The organism is Chryseobacterium sp. AC405b (assembly GCF_979258685.1).
The window spans coordinates 2,500,963-2,515,640 of sequence record NZ_OZ409877.1; the positions used below are offsets into that span (position 1 = coordinate 2,500,963).

Below are 14,678 nucleotides of genomic sequence, written 5' to 3' on the forward strand. Positions count from 1 at the left end.
AGTGAAAAAAATATTATTTGCAGTTTGCATATCAGTTTCAGCTTTCGGTTTTGCACAGGATTATTCGGTACCGGCAGCAAGCCCGCGTCAGAAAGTTGAGCAGCAGTTTTCAATGTCAAAAATAAGCATCGATTACGGAAGACCGGGTGTGAAAGGAAGAAAAATCTTCGGAGAATTAGTTCCTTATGGCCAGGTGTGGAGAGCGGGAGCAAACTCTTCAACAAAAATTACATTCGGACAGTCTGTGAATTTTGGCGGAAAAGTTGTTCCGGCAGGAACTTACGGTTTATTTATCGTGCCAACAGAAAAAGACTGGAAAGTCATTCTAAATAAAGATTTTCAGCAATGGGGTGCTTACACTTATGATGCTAAAAACGATGTAGTAGACGTCACTGTTCCGGTTAATAAGTTAGCTGATAAACAAGAGTGGTTTGAAATTACCATCAACCCGACAGATGAAAACTCAGGAAATCTGGTCATCAAATGGGATATGGCTCAGGCAGAAGTTCCTTTAAAACCTGCAAAACCGGAAGCGGTAACAAAAATCGCAGAGAAATTAAAAGAAATTAAAAAAATAGAATCTGATGCTGCAAAAGCAAAAAGCTAAGATTCAAAATTATACCCATGAACTTTTCTATTCAACCTGTTTTAGAAAACGAAACATATCAATTAATCCCCTTACAGCAAGGGGATTTTGAGTTATTGTATGAAGTCGCTTCCGATCCTAAAATCTGGGAGCAGCATCCGAATAAAGACCGTTATAAAAGAGAAGTTTTTGAAAATTTTTTCAAAGGCGCAATGGAAAGTCGGGGCGCTTTTAAAATTATTGAAAAATCTTCAGGAGATATTTTAGGAAGTACCCGCTTTTACGATTTTGATAAATCTAAAAACAGCATTTTTATCGGATATACATTTTACGGAACTAATTCTTGGGGAAAAGGCATCAATCCTCAAATTAAAAAGCTGATGATTGATTATATTTTTCAGTTTACAGAGAAAGTTTATTTCCATATTGGCAAAGAGAATTTGCGTTCACAAATCGCTTTGGAAAGATTGGGCGGACAAAAAATTGCCGAAGAAGAAGTTGCTTATTTTGGTGAGCCTGCAAGAACCAATTTTGTCTATGAAATTAAAAAGAAATCATTCATATGAAAAAATATAAAATTCAAAAATCCCCGTTTGTAGTTCCGACAACTGATGGAAAATTAATTGAAGAACATTGGGGAAATTCTACCAATAACCCTAATATTTCGATTGCTCACATGGTTGCCCCTCCGGATTGGAGCGAGCCGCATCAGACTCCCGAGTTTGATGAGTTTACCCTGGTTATCTCAGGAAAAAAGCAATTTGAAATTGAAGGCGAAATTATAGTTTTAGAGAAAGGTCAAAGCATTTTAATTGACAAAGGAGCAAGAGTGCGGTACAGCAATCCGTTCTCAGAACCTTGTGAATATATTGCGATTTGCCTGCCTGCTTTTTCAATGGAATTGGTAAATAGAGAACAAGAAATCTTTTAACTATGGCGTTACAAATTTGTCCTGAATGCAAACAAAATTCATTTACATGGTTTATGAATGACAAGTCTAATATGACGAGTTGGAGCTGTTTTAACTGTGATTATGAAGCTAAAGAAAATGAAGTCGACGAATGTATATGTGAAAATTGCGAAAAGAAAACAAAAACGAAGTTGAAAGATAAACAAAAAGAATATTGGTGGTGTTCTAATTGTAATAAAACAACCGAAATATAAAAAAATAACCTCAGATCATTGAGGTTATTTTTTGATTGTGTCCAATTGAATTATTTCAAAATTTCTTTCAAAAACATCAAAGTATGATTCCACGCTCTTTTTGCCATTACGGGATTATAATCTGCAGATTTTGGGTCGGTAAAAGTGTGTTTTGAATTCGCATAAGTGATGATTTGCCAATCAGCTTTGCCTTCATTCATTTCTTTAACCAGATTGTTGTAATCTTCCGGCGTAACGCCCTTATCATCTGCAGGATTTTCCACTAAAATTTTAGTTGATATAGCTTCATTCGGTCGTGATTGATCTTTCCCAATGCTTCCATGAATCGAAACCACACCCACAACCGGTAGTTTTCCTCTTGCAGATTCCAGTGCTCCGGTTCCGCCAAAGCAATACCCGATTACTGCAATTTTATCAGCAATAGCTCCGTTTTTCTTCAATTGTTCCAGTGCCAAAGAAATTCTTTTCTGGTAAGCCACATAATCTTTCTTGTAAAAACCGGCAGTTTTCCCTGCAGAAGCATTATCGGTCGGGATATTTCCTTCACCATAAATATCGGCAATAAAAGCAATATAACCTTGCTTTTCCAAATCTGCGGCAGCGGTTTTTGCTTCCTCGTCAATTCCTTTCCAGGCGGGGAGAATCAAAACTCCAGGAAGCTTTTTTCCTGCATTGGAAGTAACCAGACCGTTGAGTTTTTGTGAACCGTCCTGATAAGAAACTTTTTTAAGATTTTGGCTGAAAACGGTTGCTGAAGCAAGCAATGTTGCGGTAATGAAAATCGATTTTATCATATCTTTTTATTTTAATTTTTTCAGAAGCTGTTTCCCGCTTTCCGCTACAATCTTTTTTTTTCAAAAAAAGGATTTCCGCTGCAATCGGGGCTAGAATTTCGTCAGATTTTCAAATTTCAATCATGAAATCAAAAGTCAATGACAAACAATGTGCCTAATTGATAATTGCAATTAAATTAACAAAAATAACTTACAATTTAATAAAATGGTATAAAATATTTTAAGGTTTATAAAACTGATATTCTCCATTTTCATAAGACGCATTGATATGCTGAAATCCATTGGTCAGCACAATTTCTTTTGCTCCAATTATTGAATTGTACCGTGCGGTTTGTTCAAAAGTTTTTTCGGTTAATTTTATTTGCGGAGCCTTACATTCTATCAGAATTTTTGGTTGTGCTTTTTCAGTGACGAGAAGATCAATCCTTTTGGTTAAACCATTCAGAACGATCTTTTTCTCGGTAATCAAAGCCGATACAGAATATGATTTTACCGTAAGATAATAATGAATCCAATGCTGTCGTACCCACTCTTCAGGCGTTAGCAAAAGGTATGTTTTGCGTACCAGATCATAGATAAAAAACTTATCTTTGTCTTTCTTGAATTTAAAATCAAAAGTTTCCTGAAAATTCAGTTTGGGAAGTTCCATTTATTACGATGAAAGAATTAGATTTAATCCTCAAAAATATTAAAAATAAAGAAGTTCTCCCGATTTATTTTTTCCACGGAGAAGAACCTTACTTTATTGATGTTGCTGTAAAAGCTCTTGAACACGACTTTTTGGAAGAGGACGAAAAAGCCTTTAATCAAACTGTGACTTACGGAAAAGACACAACGTATCAGGAAGTTCTTTCTTTGGCAAGACAGTTTCCGATGATGGGTGACAAACAGGTGATTATCGTAAAAGAGGCGCAGGATTTGAAATTTAATGACGAAGAAAGCCGAGCTTTAGAAACGTATGTTGAAAACCCGGTTCCTTCTACAGTTTTGGTTTTTGCACACAAACATAAAAAGTTAGACAGCAGAAAAAAAGTCACCAAAACTTTAACGAAAATAAATGCTCTTTTTTTGAGCGAATCTCTAAAAGACCACAATCTCCCAAAATGGATTGCCGATGAATGTATCAGACTTAAAATAAAAACAGCTCCGAATATTTCTCATCTTCTCGCAGAATACCTTGGGAACGACCTTTCCAGAATTTCAAATGAATTAGGAAAGTTAAAGATTATTCTGAAAGATGACCAGATCTTAGATGGAACTATTGTTGAAAATCACATAGGTATTAGCAAAGAGTTCAATGTTTTTGAACTTCAGAAAGCTTTAGGTACAAAAAATGCGAATGCAGCATTCAAAATTGCTCATTTTATGGGCAAAAATCCTAAAAATAATCCGTTTGTGATGTTGCTTTCCAGTTTGTACAATTATTTTTCTAATGTGATCATTTACAATACAATGATAGGTCAGTCACCACAAGTGATTGCATCGCAAATGGGCGTAAATCCTTACTTTTTAAAAGATTATGCAGAGGCAGCAAGATTGTATCCGCTAAAGCATTCTACCAGAGTGATTTCTATTTTAAGAGAATATGATATGAAAGGGAAAGGACTGGGTGCAGTTAATATGAGCGAAGCCGAACTGATCAAAGAATTGGTGTATAAAGTTATCAATGTGGATAAGATTAAAATGAAGGTGTAATTTGGTTGATCAGTCATTTGTCTATCATTTTATATCAATGAACACAAAACAATTAACGGCAACCATTGACTATTCACATATTAAATATTGAAAACTATCATTAATTTTTCTTTAATTAAATATTAAAAATTACGAACTTTGTCGTCTTAAAAATTAAATCTTTTTGAAAAGGGAATTATGGAAGAAAATATTTTAGATTGTGTAATTGTAGGATCTGGACCTTCTGGTTTTACAGCAGCAATTTATGCAGCCAGAGCAGACTTAAAACCACAGTTATATACAGGTCTTGAGCCGGGAGGACAATTAACGACTACAACAGAAGTTGATAATTTCCCTGGTTATCCTGCAGGAATCACAGGTCCTGAAATGATGATGGATTTGCAGAAACAAGCAGAAAGATTCGATACAAAAGTTCTTTATGAGATGATTACCAAAGCCGAGTTTTCTAAAGAAGTTGGCGGTGTTCATAAATTATATGCAGGAAATAAAGAGATTTTTGCAAAAACGGTAATTATTTCTACCGGTGCTACTGCAAAATATTTAGGTTTAGATGACGAAAAAAAATACAATGGGGGAGGAGTTTCCGCATGTGCAACCTGTGATGGTTTTTTCTACAGAGGAAAAGACGTTGTGGTAGTAGGAGCCGGAGACACAGCTGCTGAAGAGGCAACTTATCTTGCAAAATTAGTTAATAAAGTGACGATGTTGGTGAGAAAAGGTGAATTCAGAGCTTCGAAAGCAATGATTCACAGAGTGGAAAATACACCGAATATTGAAGTGAAATTCCATCACGAATTGATTGGTATTGAAGGTGAAAACAATTTGGTTGAAAGAGCAGTTGTCATCAATAACCAGACACAGGAAAAATCAACAGTGGATGTTCATGGAATTTTTATAGCAATTGGTCATAAACCAAACACAGATATTTTTGTTGGTCAGATTGATTTAGATGAAAATGGATACATCGCAACAGAAAAAGGTTCGACCAGAACTAATCTTCCGGGTGTTTTTGCCGCTGGAGATGTTCAGGATCACATTTACAGACAAGCAATTACAGCTGCGGGAAGCGGTTGTATGGCAGCAATGGATGCCGAAAAATATTTAGCAGAATTGCGTTAAATATTACAATTTGTATACACAAGCGCATCTGAATAAGGTGCGCTTTTATTTTGAAGCCTACGCAAATAAAATATTGATTGACCAATAACTTACTTTTTATATAACAAATCTTTAATCTAATGTTATTGATTTTTAGTGTTTTATTAATAAGTTTAAAGTTTTTGTTAAAATCATTTTGTCAGAATTTAAAAACATATTATATTTGCACCACCAAAAACAACGACATCATCGTAGTTATGGAGAGATGGCAGAGTGGTCGATTGCGATAGTCTTGAAAACTATTGACTGTAACAGGTCCGGGGGTTCGAATCCCTCTCTCTCCGCTGGTTGAGAAACTAAATTTAAACAAACCCTTGTTAATTAAATGATTAACAAGGGTTTTTTGTATTCATTAATATCAAAATTATTCATTTATGCGTAAAACGAAAGGGTCTAATTCGGTAACCATAAATATTTAGAATTCTGGGTAACCGAATTTTTAAAAAAACTAGATAGACAAGTACTTTAGAAGTAGTCTAACTGACTTATTCAGTATTTGAACATCTTGTGAACTGAAGAAGCTAAAATTATCTGACATTCCATACTTCAAGACATACTTTTGCAACGACTGTTATACTTTCGAATGGTATTCCGATTGAAAGCGTGAGCAAAATGCTTGGGCACAATGACATTAAAAACCACAAAGGAAATTTTGGAGAATTGTAGATGTTATGGCAGAAAATGTGATCCCTTGGCTGAGCAGCTACAGTGTTTTAATTCTTGTATTTACTGTGATCTAAGTAGAACTGCCAAATTTCATTTCTTTCTTAATAGTAAATCGCCCATAAATAGGCTCGATAATTATTCTAACGTAAATCCTTTTTAATAACCAAATACTTCAAATTGCTGTTTCCCGCATTACTTATGCCATGTTCAGCATTCGGCGGACAGTACAAACTTGTATTTGGATATGCTTCCACTGTTTTACCGTCGAGATAAAAAGTGGCTGTTCCTTCCAGTATATAAAAAAATTCTTCTTCAGGATGGCGATGGGGTGGGTGTGTCGATTTTCCAGGTTCTACGATGCTCATTTTCAAGGTATTTTCTTCAGTATTTTTTTTGTCGGCAAACCAATACTGATAACCTGATTTTGTTTTCGTAGCCTTACTCATATCAAATGCCTTGACACAGTCTTCAATCAAATACTTGGTTGTTTCCTGACTTGAGGCTGCTTTTTGAGCATATCCTTTCTGTATACACATAATGCTGATGAGCAGGATTAATATAAATTGGGTCACTCTTTCCATACCTTGATAATTTATGAAATCAAATTTAAAACCTTTATACAACAATTAAACATAATTTCTTTTTTTTCTCATCTGACGTTACCATTGTTGAAAATCAAATTTTATCTGCACTTCTATGAGGTATCTGCAGAAATATTGAAGGTTTCAGATTAAAATAATTTTTTACCAAGTATTTCAAATATCAAAAGATCAGAGAATTCCCTGATTTTCTAAAATTCAGTTTTTTCCCCGACTATTTTGTTGTTCCGATTGGAGAAATTTGTATCAGACAAAAGCGATAAACCAATATGTTGGAGACCAAAAAGGTAACAAGATTAGCGACTTAGAATTTGATAGTCTGCAACATGCAAAACTAAAATTAATAACCAAAAAAAATATTATGGCAGATACAGTGAATAATCAGACGACAGATGCAGTTACACAAACCAATGTAACCGTACTTGGGGAGTCTCCGGCGCAGGCGATGAGTATGCTTTATCAGATGGCGACACATGCCAGTGGAATCTCCATTCAGAACTCGGTAACCAATCAGCATAATTTAAATCAGCTCAATCCGGCAATTGTTGCAGATGCTATTAAGATTTTAAAAGGATAAATAAAATTTAGAAAATGGACGAGAATAAAAGTGAAACAGCAGAGCCTCAGGAAGCCGATGCAATGACTACTACACAAAAATCTGTACAGTTCATCAATGCCGAAGTATTATCGCCGCCTGCAGCAGATCCATTAGGAGGCATTGCAAAACTGATGATTGAGCAGTCTACAGGAATGATGGTTCAGGATTTACAGTCTTTTCTAAAAAGTTTTGAACAGCTTGGGCTTATTGCAATAAGCAGACTAGCCAATAATTTACTGACTTACGGAACATGGAGTGAAAATAAGCCTCCACCAGGAGATACCCTATCCGCAGAAAATTATAATCATCTACAAGGAAATGAAATGATACGGGATTTATTTAACATTGTAAGTGATTATGCCGATGCAAAGGCGAAAATCTCTAGTACCATGTATCATCCTGCGTTTCTTAATACGGATAATCCTACAGTTGTGCAGAATGCAAACGCCCGATCTGATGATCTCAAAACTGCTGAAGACAACGAAAAAAAAAACGAGTAACCGAAGAGGTTTCCCAACAGAAGGATAATGCTGAAGAAGGAATTCCGATCACGCAAGGCAATGATCTGAAAACAGAAAAACCGACAGATACAATTGATAGAACAAACCTACAGGAAGCCTTGAAGCCTATCGAAGTGCATATGAGCGAGGCTCCAAAACAAACACTATTCACAAAAATAATGAACAAACTTAAAAAAAATAAAATATGAATTATTCAAACGAAACAAAACCGGCAAAAATTTTAAACTTAAGCTCTCTAAAGGAAGTGAACGAAAGCCTTTATCTTACCAGAGACAGTGATACCGAATATTTTAGTGTAAAAAAGCCAGAAAACAACAGTGACCGTGTTACCTTTTCCCTTGCTACAGCAGATGTCAACATCCAGCCCATTATAAGACATGTGATCTGTACCAATAAAGGGAAGAGGTACAATAACTACCAGTCATTCGTGATCGAACCTAAAAGAAAATCTACAGGGATTGTGGTGATCATGATTAAACTGGAAGAGCAGCAGACTTTTTTCTGCAATGTGAGAATTCTCCCGCTTAGCAGCCTGAGTGACATTACAGAGCCTGAAATTGACTCTAAGCTTCTTACAGTAAATCTTGAAAAAGCGAAATGTATTGTGAAAACTGATATTACGATCACCTCATCCAATACAGGGGAGGCCTTGTATTCAGTTCATGATGTGGATGTTAGTGCGATATCGGATCTGGTCACCCAGGGTTTAATTGTCGAGTTAAAAAGAGAATTGGAATTTCAGGGATCAAAATTAGTTGCCCATTATTTTCAGGAGATCTTAGACATCATTATCAATGAAAACCCTACCAATACAGGAAAATTACCAGTTATTCCCGATGAATATTTATTAAATCTTCCTAATGACCAACTGAAAGAACTGATGTCTGCCAACGCTATCTCTGGATCCATGCTGCTGGAAATCATTGGAAGTAATGTCATTAAAGATCTTAACAGAGACTGGACTGCTGCAGAAGCTTTCATCGGTTATTTGCTTTAAAACATATCAATTCCTGAAAATCTGCCTTTAAGAATTTATATATAAAAAGTCAAATATATGCGCAGAATAATATACCAGAGATTAAAACCTCATAAACGTGTGGCTCATACTCATCCAATCATCATAGATGTAGAGCCCATCAAACCTGAAGCCGTGGAAAAAGAAACGATAATGCCGTTTGTGATCAGCCATGAAGAAGAAATTATCGCTTACATAAAGGAAAAAGCGATTAAAGAAATTTTCATTTATTTATCACCTCTGCTCGAAAAACTGGAAGAAGGGGTAAAACAGCAGCAGTCACAGCAGCAGGAATCTCAGGAAACTTCATTGCAAGGAGGTCTTCTTCCGATGGATAGTGGAGACCGCTTAAAAAGCCTTCAGGAATCTTTCAAAATGAAAGAGATGAAGGTGGCAAAAAGAATGAGCCAGCTTCAGGCAAAATTTGCGAATATGCGCAGATAAAAGTACAACCTCAAAAAATATAATATGACAGACAAACAAAATGAAATCAACGCTGAAGTTGTAGGAATGTCTTCTACGGTACCTTCCGCCATATTAATGCAGGTCAATTCGCATTCGACGGGATTAATGTATCAACATTCAGTCTTGAATCAGCAGAGAGATTCGCTCATCGGATTGAGTAGTTCTGCAATGGGGATTAAAAAAATGAGTTCTGTAAAATTAAAAAAAGAGCTCAAGATTTTTAGAAAAAGCCGTTTCGACTTTTAATTATAAAAGAAATAAGAAATGTGTTTTAAATGAAATATCACCTTCAATATCAGATAAAGTCTTTATGATATTTCAATTAATATGAAAACTAGTTTAACAATCAAATAATCATTAACCGAGATCAATCTCAAAAAAACATTTACATTATGACAGTGAACACACAAATCACAGATGCAGTAACGCAATCCAACGTAAAAGTTGTAGGAGAAGCACCTGCAATGGCTCTAGGTAACGTATACCAAACAGCGGCTCATTCTACGGGACTTATGTTCGAAAATGCAGTGAACAATCAAAATCAACAGAACATCCTGGGACAGGCAGCAACTACTCAGGGAGTAATGCAAATCTACAGCGTAGATACAGTAGCTGACGCGATGTCGATCGCCAGAATGCTAAATCCTAATCCGTAATCGGGTAGTTGAAAGCACGGTATTTCCAGCAGCCGGAAACCAATCCGGTAGCCATTAAAACAAAAAAAATCTAAAAAAACAACCGGAAAATCCGGTTTATTTAAACTCTAAACAATTTTAATTATGTCAATCGTAAATCAACAAGTCACAGATGCAGTAACGCAAACCAATGTAAAAGTAGTAGCAGAAGCTCCGGCAATAGCTATCGGTAATGTATACCAGACCGCAGCCCATTCAACAGGACTTATGTTTGAAAATTCAGTTAATAACCAGAATCAGCAAAACATCTTAGGACAGGCAGCTACAACTCAGGGAGTAATGCAAATTTACAGTGTGGATACGGTAGCAGATGCTATCTCAATTGCAAGAATGCTGAATCCTAATCCATAATCAGGTAGTTCGGGCAACAAATATTGGCAACCGGAAATCAACCCGGTTGCTTTAAAACCAAATCAAAATTTAATTACATAACCGGATAATCCGGTTACTTAAACCTTCAAAAAAAAATTAATATGGCATTCGTAAATGAACAAATTACTGACGCAGTAACGCAAACTAATGTTAAAGTAGTTGCAGAAGCTCCTGCAATGGCTTTAGGAAATGTATATCAAACAGCTGCCCATTCTACAGGGCTTATGTTCGAAAATGCGGTAAACAATCAGAATCAACAGAATATTTTAGGACAGGCGGCCACCACACAGGGAGTTATGCAGATTTATAGCTTCGATACGGTAGCAGATGCTATTTCTATTGCTAAAATGTTGAATCCCGGTTAATACTCCGATAGTATAAACAGTACAGATGATTAGTAACCGGAGATCAATCCGGTTACTTTTAAACCAAACTTTTAAAAAAAAAATTATGGCATTCGTAAACCAACAAATCACAGACGCTGTAACACAGACTAACGTGAAAGTAGTTGCAGAGGCTCCTGCAATGGCTTTAGCAAATGTATATCAAACCGCTGCCCATTCCACGGGGCTCATGTTTGAAAATGCGGTGAACAATCAGAATCATCAGAATATTTTAGGACAGGCTGCCACTGCACAAGGCGTCATGCAGATTTATAGCCTTGATACGGTAGCAGATGCTATTTCAATTGCCAGGATGATGAATCCCTCTTAAGTATGCTTTCAGGATCTTTTCAGGGAGGAGATTACCATTCTCCCTGATTTTTTACAATACACAAATTATAACAAATTAAATCATTTAAATATGAGAGAATTAATCACAGCATTTTTATTACGGCATCCACGCAATCTCCGGGCTCGCTGGGATCATGTTGCCCCTTTTTACAAACACTTTTTAAGGATAGAGAGTTATGCCCCTACAATTCGTGCTATTAACGAAAAAATTTATCCACCTACATGGAGGGGATTTCCGCCTTTCATCCCTTTTCGTATCCTAGGGAAGCGGTTGGGTTGGAGCGTTAATTATGGTGAACATAAATTTAATTTCAGAGTTTTGGCAGGAGAAGCCAGCCCACAATTTAATGCCCGTTTGCTTTATGAATATTCAAAGGCTTCCGTAACAAGGTCAGTCCCATTTTCTCTGATAGGAGAAGGAAATAGAATTTTTGGAGCGCGACCTCAGGGAGGGCTTACTACAGCGGGGATTGGTGGGCCGGTGCGTACGACACACAATGATCTGGAATTGACGATGACCAATGTAGCCGAGTCAGGGCATTTATTCAGCGGCGGGTATTTGGAGTTCAGATTTGTGGAAATTAACGGTTTTGTCTACACTGAAATCAGGGGGGGCGGATATAATAATTTTAAATGGATTAATCAGATCGTTGGAACCAGGTTATTTCCTTCTATGGCAAAAGCCGCCGCTGCTAAATTTAGGGAATTACAGAATCTTTCACGCATAGAACATAGTGTAAGAAAATTTTCTGACTATTCTGAAAGAGAGTAATTATTTATCTAACAAAACAATTTCATGTGCATTTACAATATCATTTTGTACAGCATAAATTACCAGTCCCGCACTATTTTTCACAGAGGTTTTAATCATCAGATTTGTTTTATGAGTTTCTACTGTTTTCGGGGAAATGCAAAGGGTATCTGCAATTTCTTTAGTGTTTAATTGTAAACAGACCAGCCTCAGAACTTCAATTTCACGTTCTGTGAGATCATCCTTCGAGAATGAATGAAATTCGGGAAGCTTGTTAGATAGCTGACTTCTCATCAACTCTACCTGCTCATTCGAAAAATAGTGCCCGTGATAATGTACAGCATTCATTACCTTTAACAAATCGTCAAGATCAATTTCTTTAGGCAAAAAAGCATGTGCTCCCATTTTTAGCATTTGTCCCATAAATGACCTTCTGTAAAAGCTTGATAATACAATGATCTTGGTTTCTGTGTTTCTTTGAGCCAAGACAGACATCACCTCAAGTCCGTCACCATTAGCCATTCGTAGATCCAGCAGGAGAATTTGCGGTAAGCTGGTATCAGTTTCGTTCAGGAAATGATTGCCGCTGGTTGAGGTCATTACCACATGATAATCTTTGGTAGTATTGATATATTTTGTTAAAAGTTGCACAAATAAAAGATCATCGTCCACGATGCCTACCTTAATTTTAGAGTGTTCCATTTTAGATGTATTAAATATTTGCAAGGATAATGAATTGTGTACCTTGTCGTGGTCCGGATTTATATTTATAAGTAGCCCCTATTTGTTTGGCTCTTAACTGAATATTACGCAGTCCGATTCCTGCTGCTTTTTGTTCAAGGCTAAAACCGCTGCCATTATCATACACTATCAGAATCATATAATTTTTCGAAATTCTTAGCGAAACGGTGATAAGCGTAGCATTGGCATGTTTTAATATATTATTAATCAATTCCTGAAATATTCTGAAGGTGTTTAATTTTACCGGATTACTGATGCTTTTTTTCTGTGAAACCAATGGATAATATTCGACACAAATACTTGTCTTCACTTCTTCAAGGTAATCGGAAATCAAATCTGCCAGTTCTATCTCACTAAGATCTGGAGGAGTCAGCTGATGAGAGAATTCCCGTATAATCTGCATGGATTTTTTTAAATCTGTATGAAGTTCAGTCATATCTCTGTAATTAACATTCAGCCGTAAGATATTCAGCCGGGATATGATATTGTCATGAATTTCTTCAGCAAGCCTTTCCCTATCTCTCTCCTGGAGATATAGGGTGTCTTCACCGTATCTTGTCTGTATTCTATCAATTAACGAGGCTGCTTTCCGCTTGTTTTTTTTGATATTTTTGATATAGCCAAGAATCAGAATAGTAACAAAGGTGGTAGTTAAGAGTAATAATCCGATACCAATCCAGATCCATAAGATAATTACGTCCTCACTTCGCCCGTTTTCCATCCTAAGTTAATAAAAGTAATATATAAGAACCATAATAATACACCACGAAAGAGCCAAACGGGCGCTACCCACTGCAAATGTTGACTGATAAGAAAGTTAAACGTTGTTGAAACAATACTTTCAATTGAGAAAAATAAAAAAATAAAAATATTTGCAGTAAGTAAAGCTTTGTCAATTCCCGGATTCTTGAATATATGCATAAAATACACTGCTGCAAAACTACAGATCACAATATCGGTAATAATATTTTGATAAAAAGTGATTGATTCTATACCTTGTCTGTGGGTGAAATTTAATAGGAGTGAAAATCCCGCAAAAAAATAAATGATACATTTTACAAAAAAAGGAATTTTAAAAAAATATTTGCTGTAAATCTCGGTCATCATTAGTAAACAAAAGCTTTGGCTGAATGGATAAATAAACATGTTCGCTGTATTTACTTTGATGAGCCGAAAAATAAGATCAGGCAATTCTGCTATCAGCTCACCCAAAAAGAAGATAAATAAAAGCTTTTTGGAGTGTTTTCTCCACATAAGGAGCGCAAATCCTACAAGCAGTGTAGCATTAATGACAAACTGTAGGTAAAACGACAGCTGGTTATAGGTAAGCATCACTCTTTAGTAATAATTTATAATTTGAGCTTGGATCTGAGGCAGTAAATGGCGGGCGTGGCGTAGAATAGTTTTCAGCGGTTTTGCTCATGCTGTTAATTTTGACATCTTTTATGGTGATCAATTCTATATGGTACCCATTGATATTGGTAGAATTTGCTTTTTCATTTGTAATTCCAAAGAATGAGATACATGACTGATCCTCCTCAAGCGACATTCTTTGAAAATCATCAAAAGGGATTGTGATGATACGGAAAAAATCTGTTTTTTGTGCTGCCATCCATGTACTGCAATACATATTGAAAATGAAGTTACGGTAAATTGCAGATTCTGAAGAAATAGGACGGACCGGAACTTAGCTGAATGTCAGGTACGCTGATCGGTGGCTTACGGTTCAGTTCTTTTGTTGTGATAAAACTGAAATCTTCCTGAGCATCACTTTCAGAGTCTATTAAGTATAATTTGAATACGTTATCATCAATACCTGCATACACATGTATAGAAGGGTTTGAAGTGTTTCCCAGACGTTTTGTCCATTCTTTGATTACAGAGGCTTCTGTGGAGAAATGTGAGCCTTGGTTTAAAAATTCTAGAAGCTGCTTCATGCTTTCTAAGTTTCCTTTCTGGTAGGAATCTACCAGCGTCTTCCAGTTCTTTATGGCCTGGTAAATAGGGTCGAGGTTCATGTTGAGTGATTTGATGGTTAATATTTTTTAAATTTACAAAAAAAGGCTCTTAACTTATCAAGTAATCAGTTTTTGGTGTATTGTTTTGTAAGGATGAGAAAATCTA

The 14,678-nt window shown here is 36.1% G+C and carries 23 protein-coding genes, 1 tRNA gene and 1 pseudogene; 18 read left to right on the forward strand and 7 right to left on the reverse strand.

The genetic code is table 11. The annotated features are described in order from the left end of the window. The first annotated feature begins 1 nt into the window (after position 1). From ACZZZA_RS11935 to ACZZZA_RS11950, 4 genes are read left to right on the forward strand one after another with little or no spacing between them, the layout of a single operon-like run. Complete coding sequence (locus ACZZZA_RS11935; RefSeq protein ID WP_463432015.1) at positions 2-607, forward strand: DUF2911 domain-containing protein; 606 nt, start codon at positions 2-4, stop codon at positions 605-607. 17 nt (positions 608-624) lie between these two features. After that, complete coding sequence (locus ACZZZA_RS11940; RefSeq protein WP_463432017.1) at positions 625-1,152, forward strand: GNAT family N-acetyltransferase; 528 nt, start codon at positions 625-627, stop codon at positions 1,150-1,152. Next, entirely contained in the window at positions 1,149-1,517 is a 369-nt protein-coding gene (locus ACZZZA_RS11945) for a cupin domain-containing protein (RefSeq protein ID WP_463432019.1), read from the forward strand. Before ACZZZA_RS11940 ends, ACZZZA_RS11945 begins: the two co-directional genes overlap by 4 nt. Before the next feature lie 2 nt (positions 1,518-1,519). Further along, positions 1,520-1,750, forward strand: a complete 231-nt coding sequence (locus tag ACZZZA_RS11950) for a hypothetical protein (protein ID WP_463432021.1) — start codon at positions 1,520-1,522, stop codon at positions 1,748-1,750. Positions 1,751-1,800: 50 nt separating this feature from the next. On the opposite strand, the gene ACZZZA_RS11955 is transcribed toward ACZZZA_RS11950, so the two are convergent. Together ACZZZA_RS11955 and ACZZZA_RS11960 are read right to left on the reverse strand one after the other, a co-directional pair. Continuing rightward, positions 1,801-2,544: a dienelactone hydrolase family protein gene (locus ACZZZA_RS11955; RefSeq protein ID WP_463432023.1), complete on the reverse strand. Its 744-nt coding sequence runs from the start codon at positions 2,542-2,544 to the stop codon at positions 1,801-1,803. Positions 2,545-2,764: 220 nt separating this feature from the next. Beyond that, entirely contained in the window at positions 2,765-3,193 is a 429-nt protein-coding gene (locus tag ACZZZA_RS11960; protein ID WP_463432025.1) for a type I restriction enzyme HsdR N-terminal domain-containing protein, read from the reverse strand. Positions 3,194-3,201: 8 nt separating this feature from the next. On the opposite strand from ACZZZA_RS11960, the gene holA reads away from it, so the two are divergent. The 4 genes and pseudogenes from holA to ACZZZA_RS11980 form a co-directional block, all read left to right on the forward strand. Next, positions 3,202-4,239, forward strand: a complete 1,038-nt coding sequence (gene holA, locus ACZZZA_RS11965) for a DNA polymerase III subunit delta (protein ID WP_463432027.1) — start codon at positions 3,202-3,204, stop codon at positions 4,237-4,239. A 177-nt stretch (positions 4,240-4,416) separates the two neighbouring features. Further along, positions 4,417-5,358, forward strand: a complete 942-nt coding sequence (trxB, locus tag ACZZZA_RS11970) for a thioredoxin-disulfide reductase (protein ID WP_463432029.1) — start codon at positions 4,417-4,419, stop codon at positions 5,356-5,358. A 238-nt stretch (positions 5,359-5,596) separates the two neighbouring features. Then, positions 5,597-5,681, forward strand: a tRNA-Ser gene (locus ACZZZA_RS11975). Positions 5,682-5,928: 247 nt separating this feature from the next. Continuing rightward, a pseudogene (locus ACZZZA_RS11980) lies at positions 5,929-6,033 on the forward strand (tyrosine-type recombinase/integrase); the annotation flags it as partial. 170 nt (positions 6,034-6,203) lie between these two features. Here the strand turns inward: ACZZZA_RS11980 and ACZZZA_RS11985 are convergent. Continuing rightward, the gene (locus tag ACZZZA_RS11985) at positions 6,204-6,644 is read right to left on the reverse strand and encodes a cupin domain-containing protein (RefSeq protein WP_463432031.1); all 441 of its coding nucleotides are present in this window, start codon (positions 6,642-6,644) and stop codon (positions 6,204-6,206) included. A 379-nt stretch (positions 6,645-7,023) separates the two neighbouring features. On the opposite strand from ACZZZA_RS11985, the gene ACZZZA_RS11990 reads away from it, so the two are divergent. From ACZZZA_RS11990 to ACZZZA_RS12035, 10 genes are all read left to right on the forward strand, one after another. Beyond that, positions 7,024-7,239: a RebB family R body protein gene (locus ACZZZA_RS11990; protein WP_463432033.1), complete on the forward strand. Its 216-nt coding sequence runs from the start codon at positions 7,024-7,026 to the stop codon at positions 7,237-7,239. A 14-nt stretch (positions 7,240-7,253) separates the two neighbouring features. Next, positions 7,254-7,760 carry a hypothetical protein gene (locus ACZZZA_RS11995; RefSeq protein ID WP_463432035.1) on the forward strand — a complete coding sequence of 169 codons (507 nt, stop codon included), beginning with the start codon at positions 7,254-7,256 and terminating at the stop codon, positions 7,758-7,760. A 205-nt stretch (positions 7,761-7,965) separates the two neighbouring features. Continuing rightward, on the forward strand, positions 7,966-8,778 hold the full coding sequence (locus ACZZZA_RS12000) for a hypothetical protein (protein WP_463432037.1): 813 nt from the start codon (positions 7,966-7,968) through the stop codon (positions 8,776-8,778). 57 nt (positions 8,779-8,835) lie between these two features. Continuing rightward, a complete protein-coding gene (locus tag ACZZZA_RS12005; protein ID WP_463432039.1) occupies positions 8,836-9,240 on the forward strand; it encodes a hypothetical protein in 405 nt (134 codons plus the stop codon). Positions 9,241-9,264: 24 nt separating this feature from the next. Continuing rightward, complete coding sequence (locus tag ACZZZA_RS12010) at positions 9,265-9,507, forward strand: RebB family R body protein (protein WP_463432041.1); 243 nt, start codon at positions 9,265-9,267, stop codon at positions 9,505-9,507. 146 nt (positions 9,508-9,653) lie between these two features. Then, the gene (locus tag ACZZZA_RS12015) at positions 9,654-9,917 is read left to right on the forward strand and encodes a RebB family R body protein (protein WP_463432043.1); all 264 of its coding nucleotides are present in this window, start codon (positions 9,654-9,656) and stop codon (positions 9,915-9,917) included. Positions 9,918-10,040: 123 nt separating this feature from the next. Continuing rightward, a complete protein-coding gene (locus ACZZZA_RS12020) occupies positions 10,041-10,307 on the forward strand; it encodes a RebB family R body protein (protein WP_463432045.1) in 267 nt (88 codons plus the stop codon). A gap of 122 nt (positions 10,308-10,429) precedes the next feature. After that, a complete protein-coding gene (locus ACZZZA_RS12025) occupies positions 10,430-10,693 on the forward strand; it encodes a RebB family R body protein (RefSeq protein WP_463432047.1) in 264 nt (87 codons plus the stop codon). An 85-nt stretch (positions 10,694-10,778) separates the two neighbouring features. Continuing rightward, on the forward strand, positions 10,779-11,042 hold the full coding sequence (locus ACZZZA_RS12030) for a RebB family R body protein (RefSeq protein ID WP_463432049.1): 264 nt from the start codon (positions 10,779-10,781) through the stop codon (positions 11,040-11,042). Between the two features lie 291 nt (positions 11,043-11,333). After that, entirely contained in the window at positions 11,334-11,834 is a 501-nt protein-coding gene (locus ACZZZA_RS12035; protein WP_463432051.1) for a hypothetical protein, read from the forward strand. Here ACZZZA_RS12035 and ACZZZA_RS12040 read toward each other — a convergent pair whose 3' ends face one another. From ACZZZA_RS12040 to ACZZZA_RS12055, 4 genes are all read right to left on the reverse strand, one after another. Next, a complete protein-coding gene (locus ACZZZA_RS12040; RefSeq protein WP_463432053.1) occupies positions 11,835-12,515 on the reverse strand; it encodes a response regulator transcription factor in 681 nt (226 codons plus the stop codon). Positions 12,516-12,525: 10 nt separating this feature from the next. Next, entirely contained in the window at positions 12,526-13,275 is a 750-nt protein-coding gene (locus tag ACZZZA_RS12045) for a sensor histidine kinase (RefSeq protein ID WP_463432055.1), read from the reverse strand. Between the two features lie 597 nt (positions 13,276-13,872). Next, positions 13,873-14,184 carry a hypothetical protein gene (locus tag ACZZZA_RS12050; protein ID WP_463432057.1) on the reverse strand — a complete coding sequence of 104 codons (312 nt, stop codon included), beginning with the start codon at positions 14,182-14,184 and terminating at the stop codon, positions 13,873-13,875. Positions 14,185-14,197: 13 nt separating this feature from the next. Continuing rightward, a complete protein-coding gene (locus ACZZZA_RS12055; RefSeq protein WP_463432059.1) occupies positions 14,198-14,572 on the reverse strand; it encodes a hypothetical protein in 375 nt (124 codons plus the stop codon). Positions 14,573-14,678 lie beyond the last annotated feature (106 nt).

Coding starts and splice junctions, on each gene's coding strand:
- ACZZZA_RS11950 (WP_463432021.1), top strand. CDS start 1,520: ATGGCGTTACAAATTTGTCCTGAATGCAAACAAAATTCATTTACATGG.
- ACZZZA_RS12010 (WP_463432041.1), top strand. CDS start 9,265: ATGACAGACAAACAAAATGAAATCAACGCTGAAGTTGTAGGAATGTCT.
- ACZZZA_RS12015 (WP_463432043.1), top strand. CDS start 9,654: ATGACAGTGAACACACAAATCACAGATGCAGTAACGCAATCCAACGTA.
- ACZZZA_RS12000 (WP_463432037.1), top strand. CDS start 7,966: ATGAATTATTCAAACGAAACAAAACCGGCAAAAATTTTAAACTTAAGC.
- ACZZZA_RS12025 (WP_463432047.1), top strand. CDS start 10,430: ATGGCATTCGTAAATGAACAAATTACTGACGCAGTAACGCAAACTAAT.
- ACZZZA_RS12020 (WP_463432045.1), top strand. CDS start 10,041: ATGTCAATCGTAAATCAACAAGTCACAGATGCAGTAACGCAAACCAAT.
- holA (WP_463432027.1), top strand. CDS start 3,202: ATGAAAGAATTAGATTTAATCCTCAAAAATATTAAAAATAAAGAAGTT.
- trxB (WP_463432029.1), top strand. CDS start 4,417: ATGGAAGAAAATATTTTAGATTGTGTAATTGTAGGATCTGGACCTTCT.
- ACZZZA_RS11960 (WP_463432025.1), bottom strand. CDS start 3,193: ATGGAACTTCCCAAACTGAATTTTCAGGAAACTTTTGATTTTAAATTC.
- ACZZZA_RS11945 (WP_463432019.1), top strand. CDS start 1,149: ATGAAAAAATATAAAATTCAAAAATCCCCGTTTGTAGTTCCGACAACT.
- ACZZZA_RS12055 (WP_463432059.1), bottom strand. CDS start 14,572: ATGAACCTCGACCCTATTTACCAGGCCATAAAGAACTGGAAGACGCTG.
- ACZZZA_RS11955 (WP_463432023.1), bottom strand. CDS start 2,544: ATGATAAAATCGATTTTCATTACCGCAACATTGCTTGCTTCAGCAACC.
- ACZZZA_RS12040 (WP_463432053.1), bottom strand. CDS start 12,515: ATGGAACACTCTAAAATTAAGGTAGGCATCGTGGACGATGATCTTTTA.
- ACZZZA_RS12030 (WP_463432049.1), top strand. CDS start 10,779: ATGGCATTCGTAAACCAACAAATCACAGACGCTGTAACACAGACTAAC.
- ACZZZA_RS11995 (WP_463432035.1), top strand. CDS start 7,254: ATGGACGAGAATAAAAGTGAAACAGCAGAGCCTCAGGAAGCCGATGCA.
- ACZZZA_RS12005 (WP_463432039.1), top strand. CDS start 8,836: ATGCGCAGAATAATATACCAGAGATTAAAACCTCATAAACGTGTGGCT.
- ACZZZA_RS11990 (WP_463432033.1), top strand. CDS start 7,024: ATGGCAGATACAGTGAATAATCAGACGACAGATGCAGTTACACAAACC.
- ACZZZA_RS11985 (WP_463432031.1), bottom strand. CDS start 6,644: ATGGAAAGAGTGACCCAATTTATATTAATCCTGCTCATCAGCATTATG.
- ACZZZA_RS12045 (WP_463432055.1), bottom strand. CDS start 13,275: ATGGAAAACGGGCGAAGTGAGGACGTAATTATCTTATGGATCTGGATT.
- ACZZZA_RS12050 (WP_463432057.1), bottom strand. CDS start 14,184: ATGTATTGCAGTACATGGATGGCAGCACAAAAAACAGATTTTTTCCGT.
- ACZZZA_RS11940 (WP_463432017.1), top strand. CDS start 625: ATGAACTTTTCTATTCAACCTGTTTTAGAAAACGAAACATATCAATTA.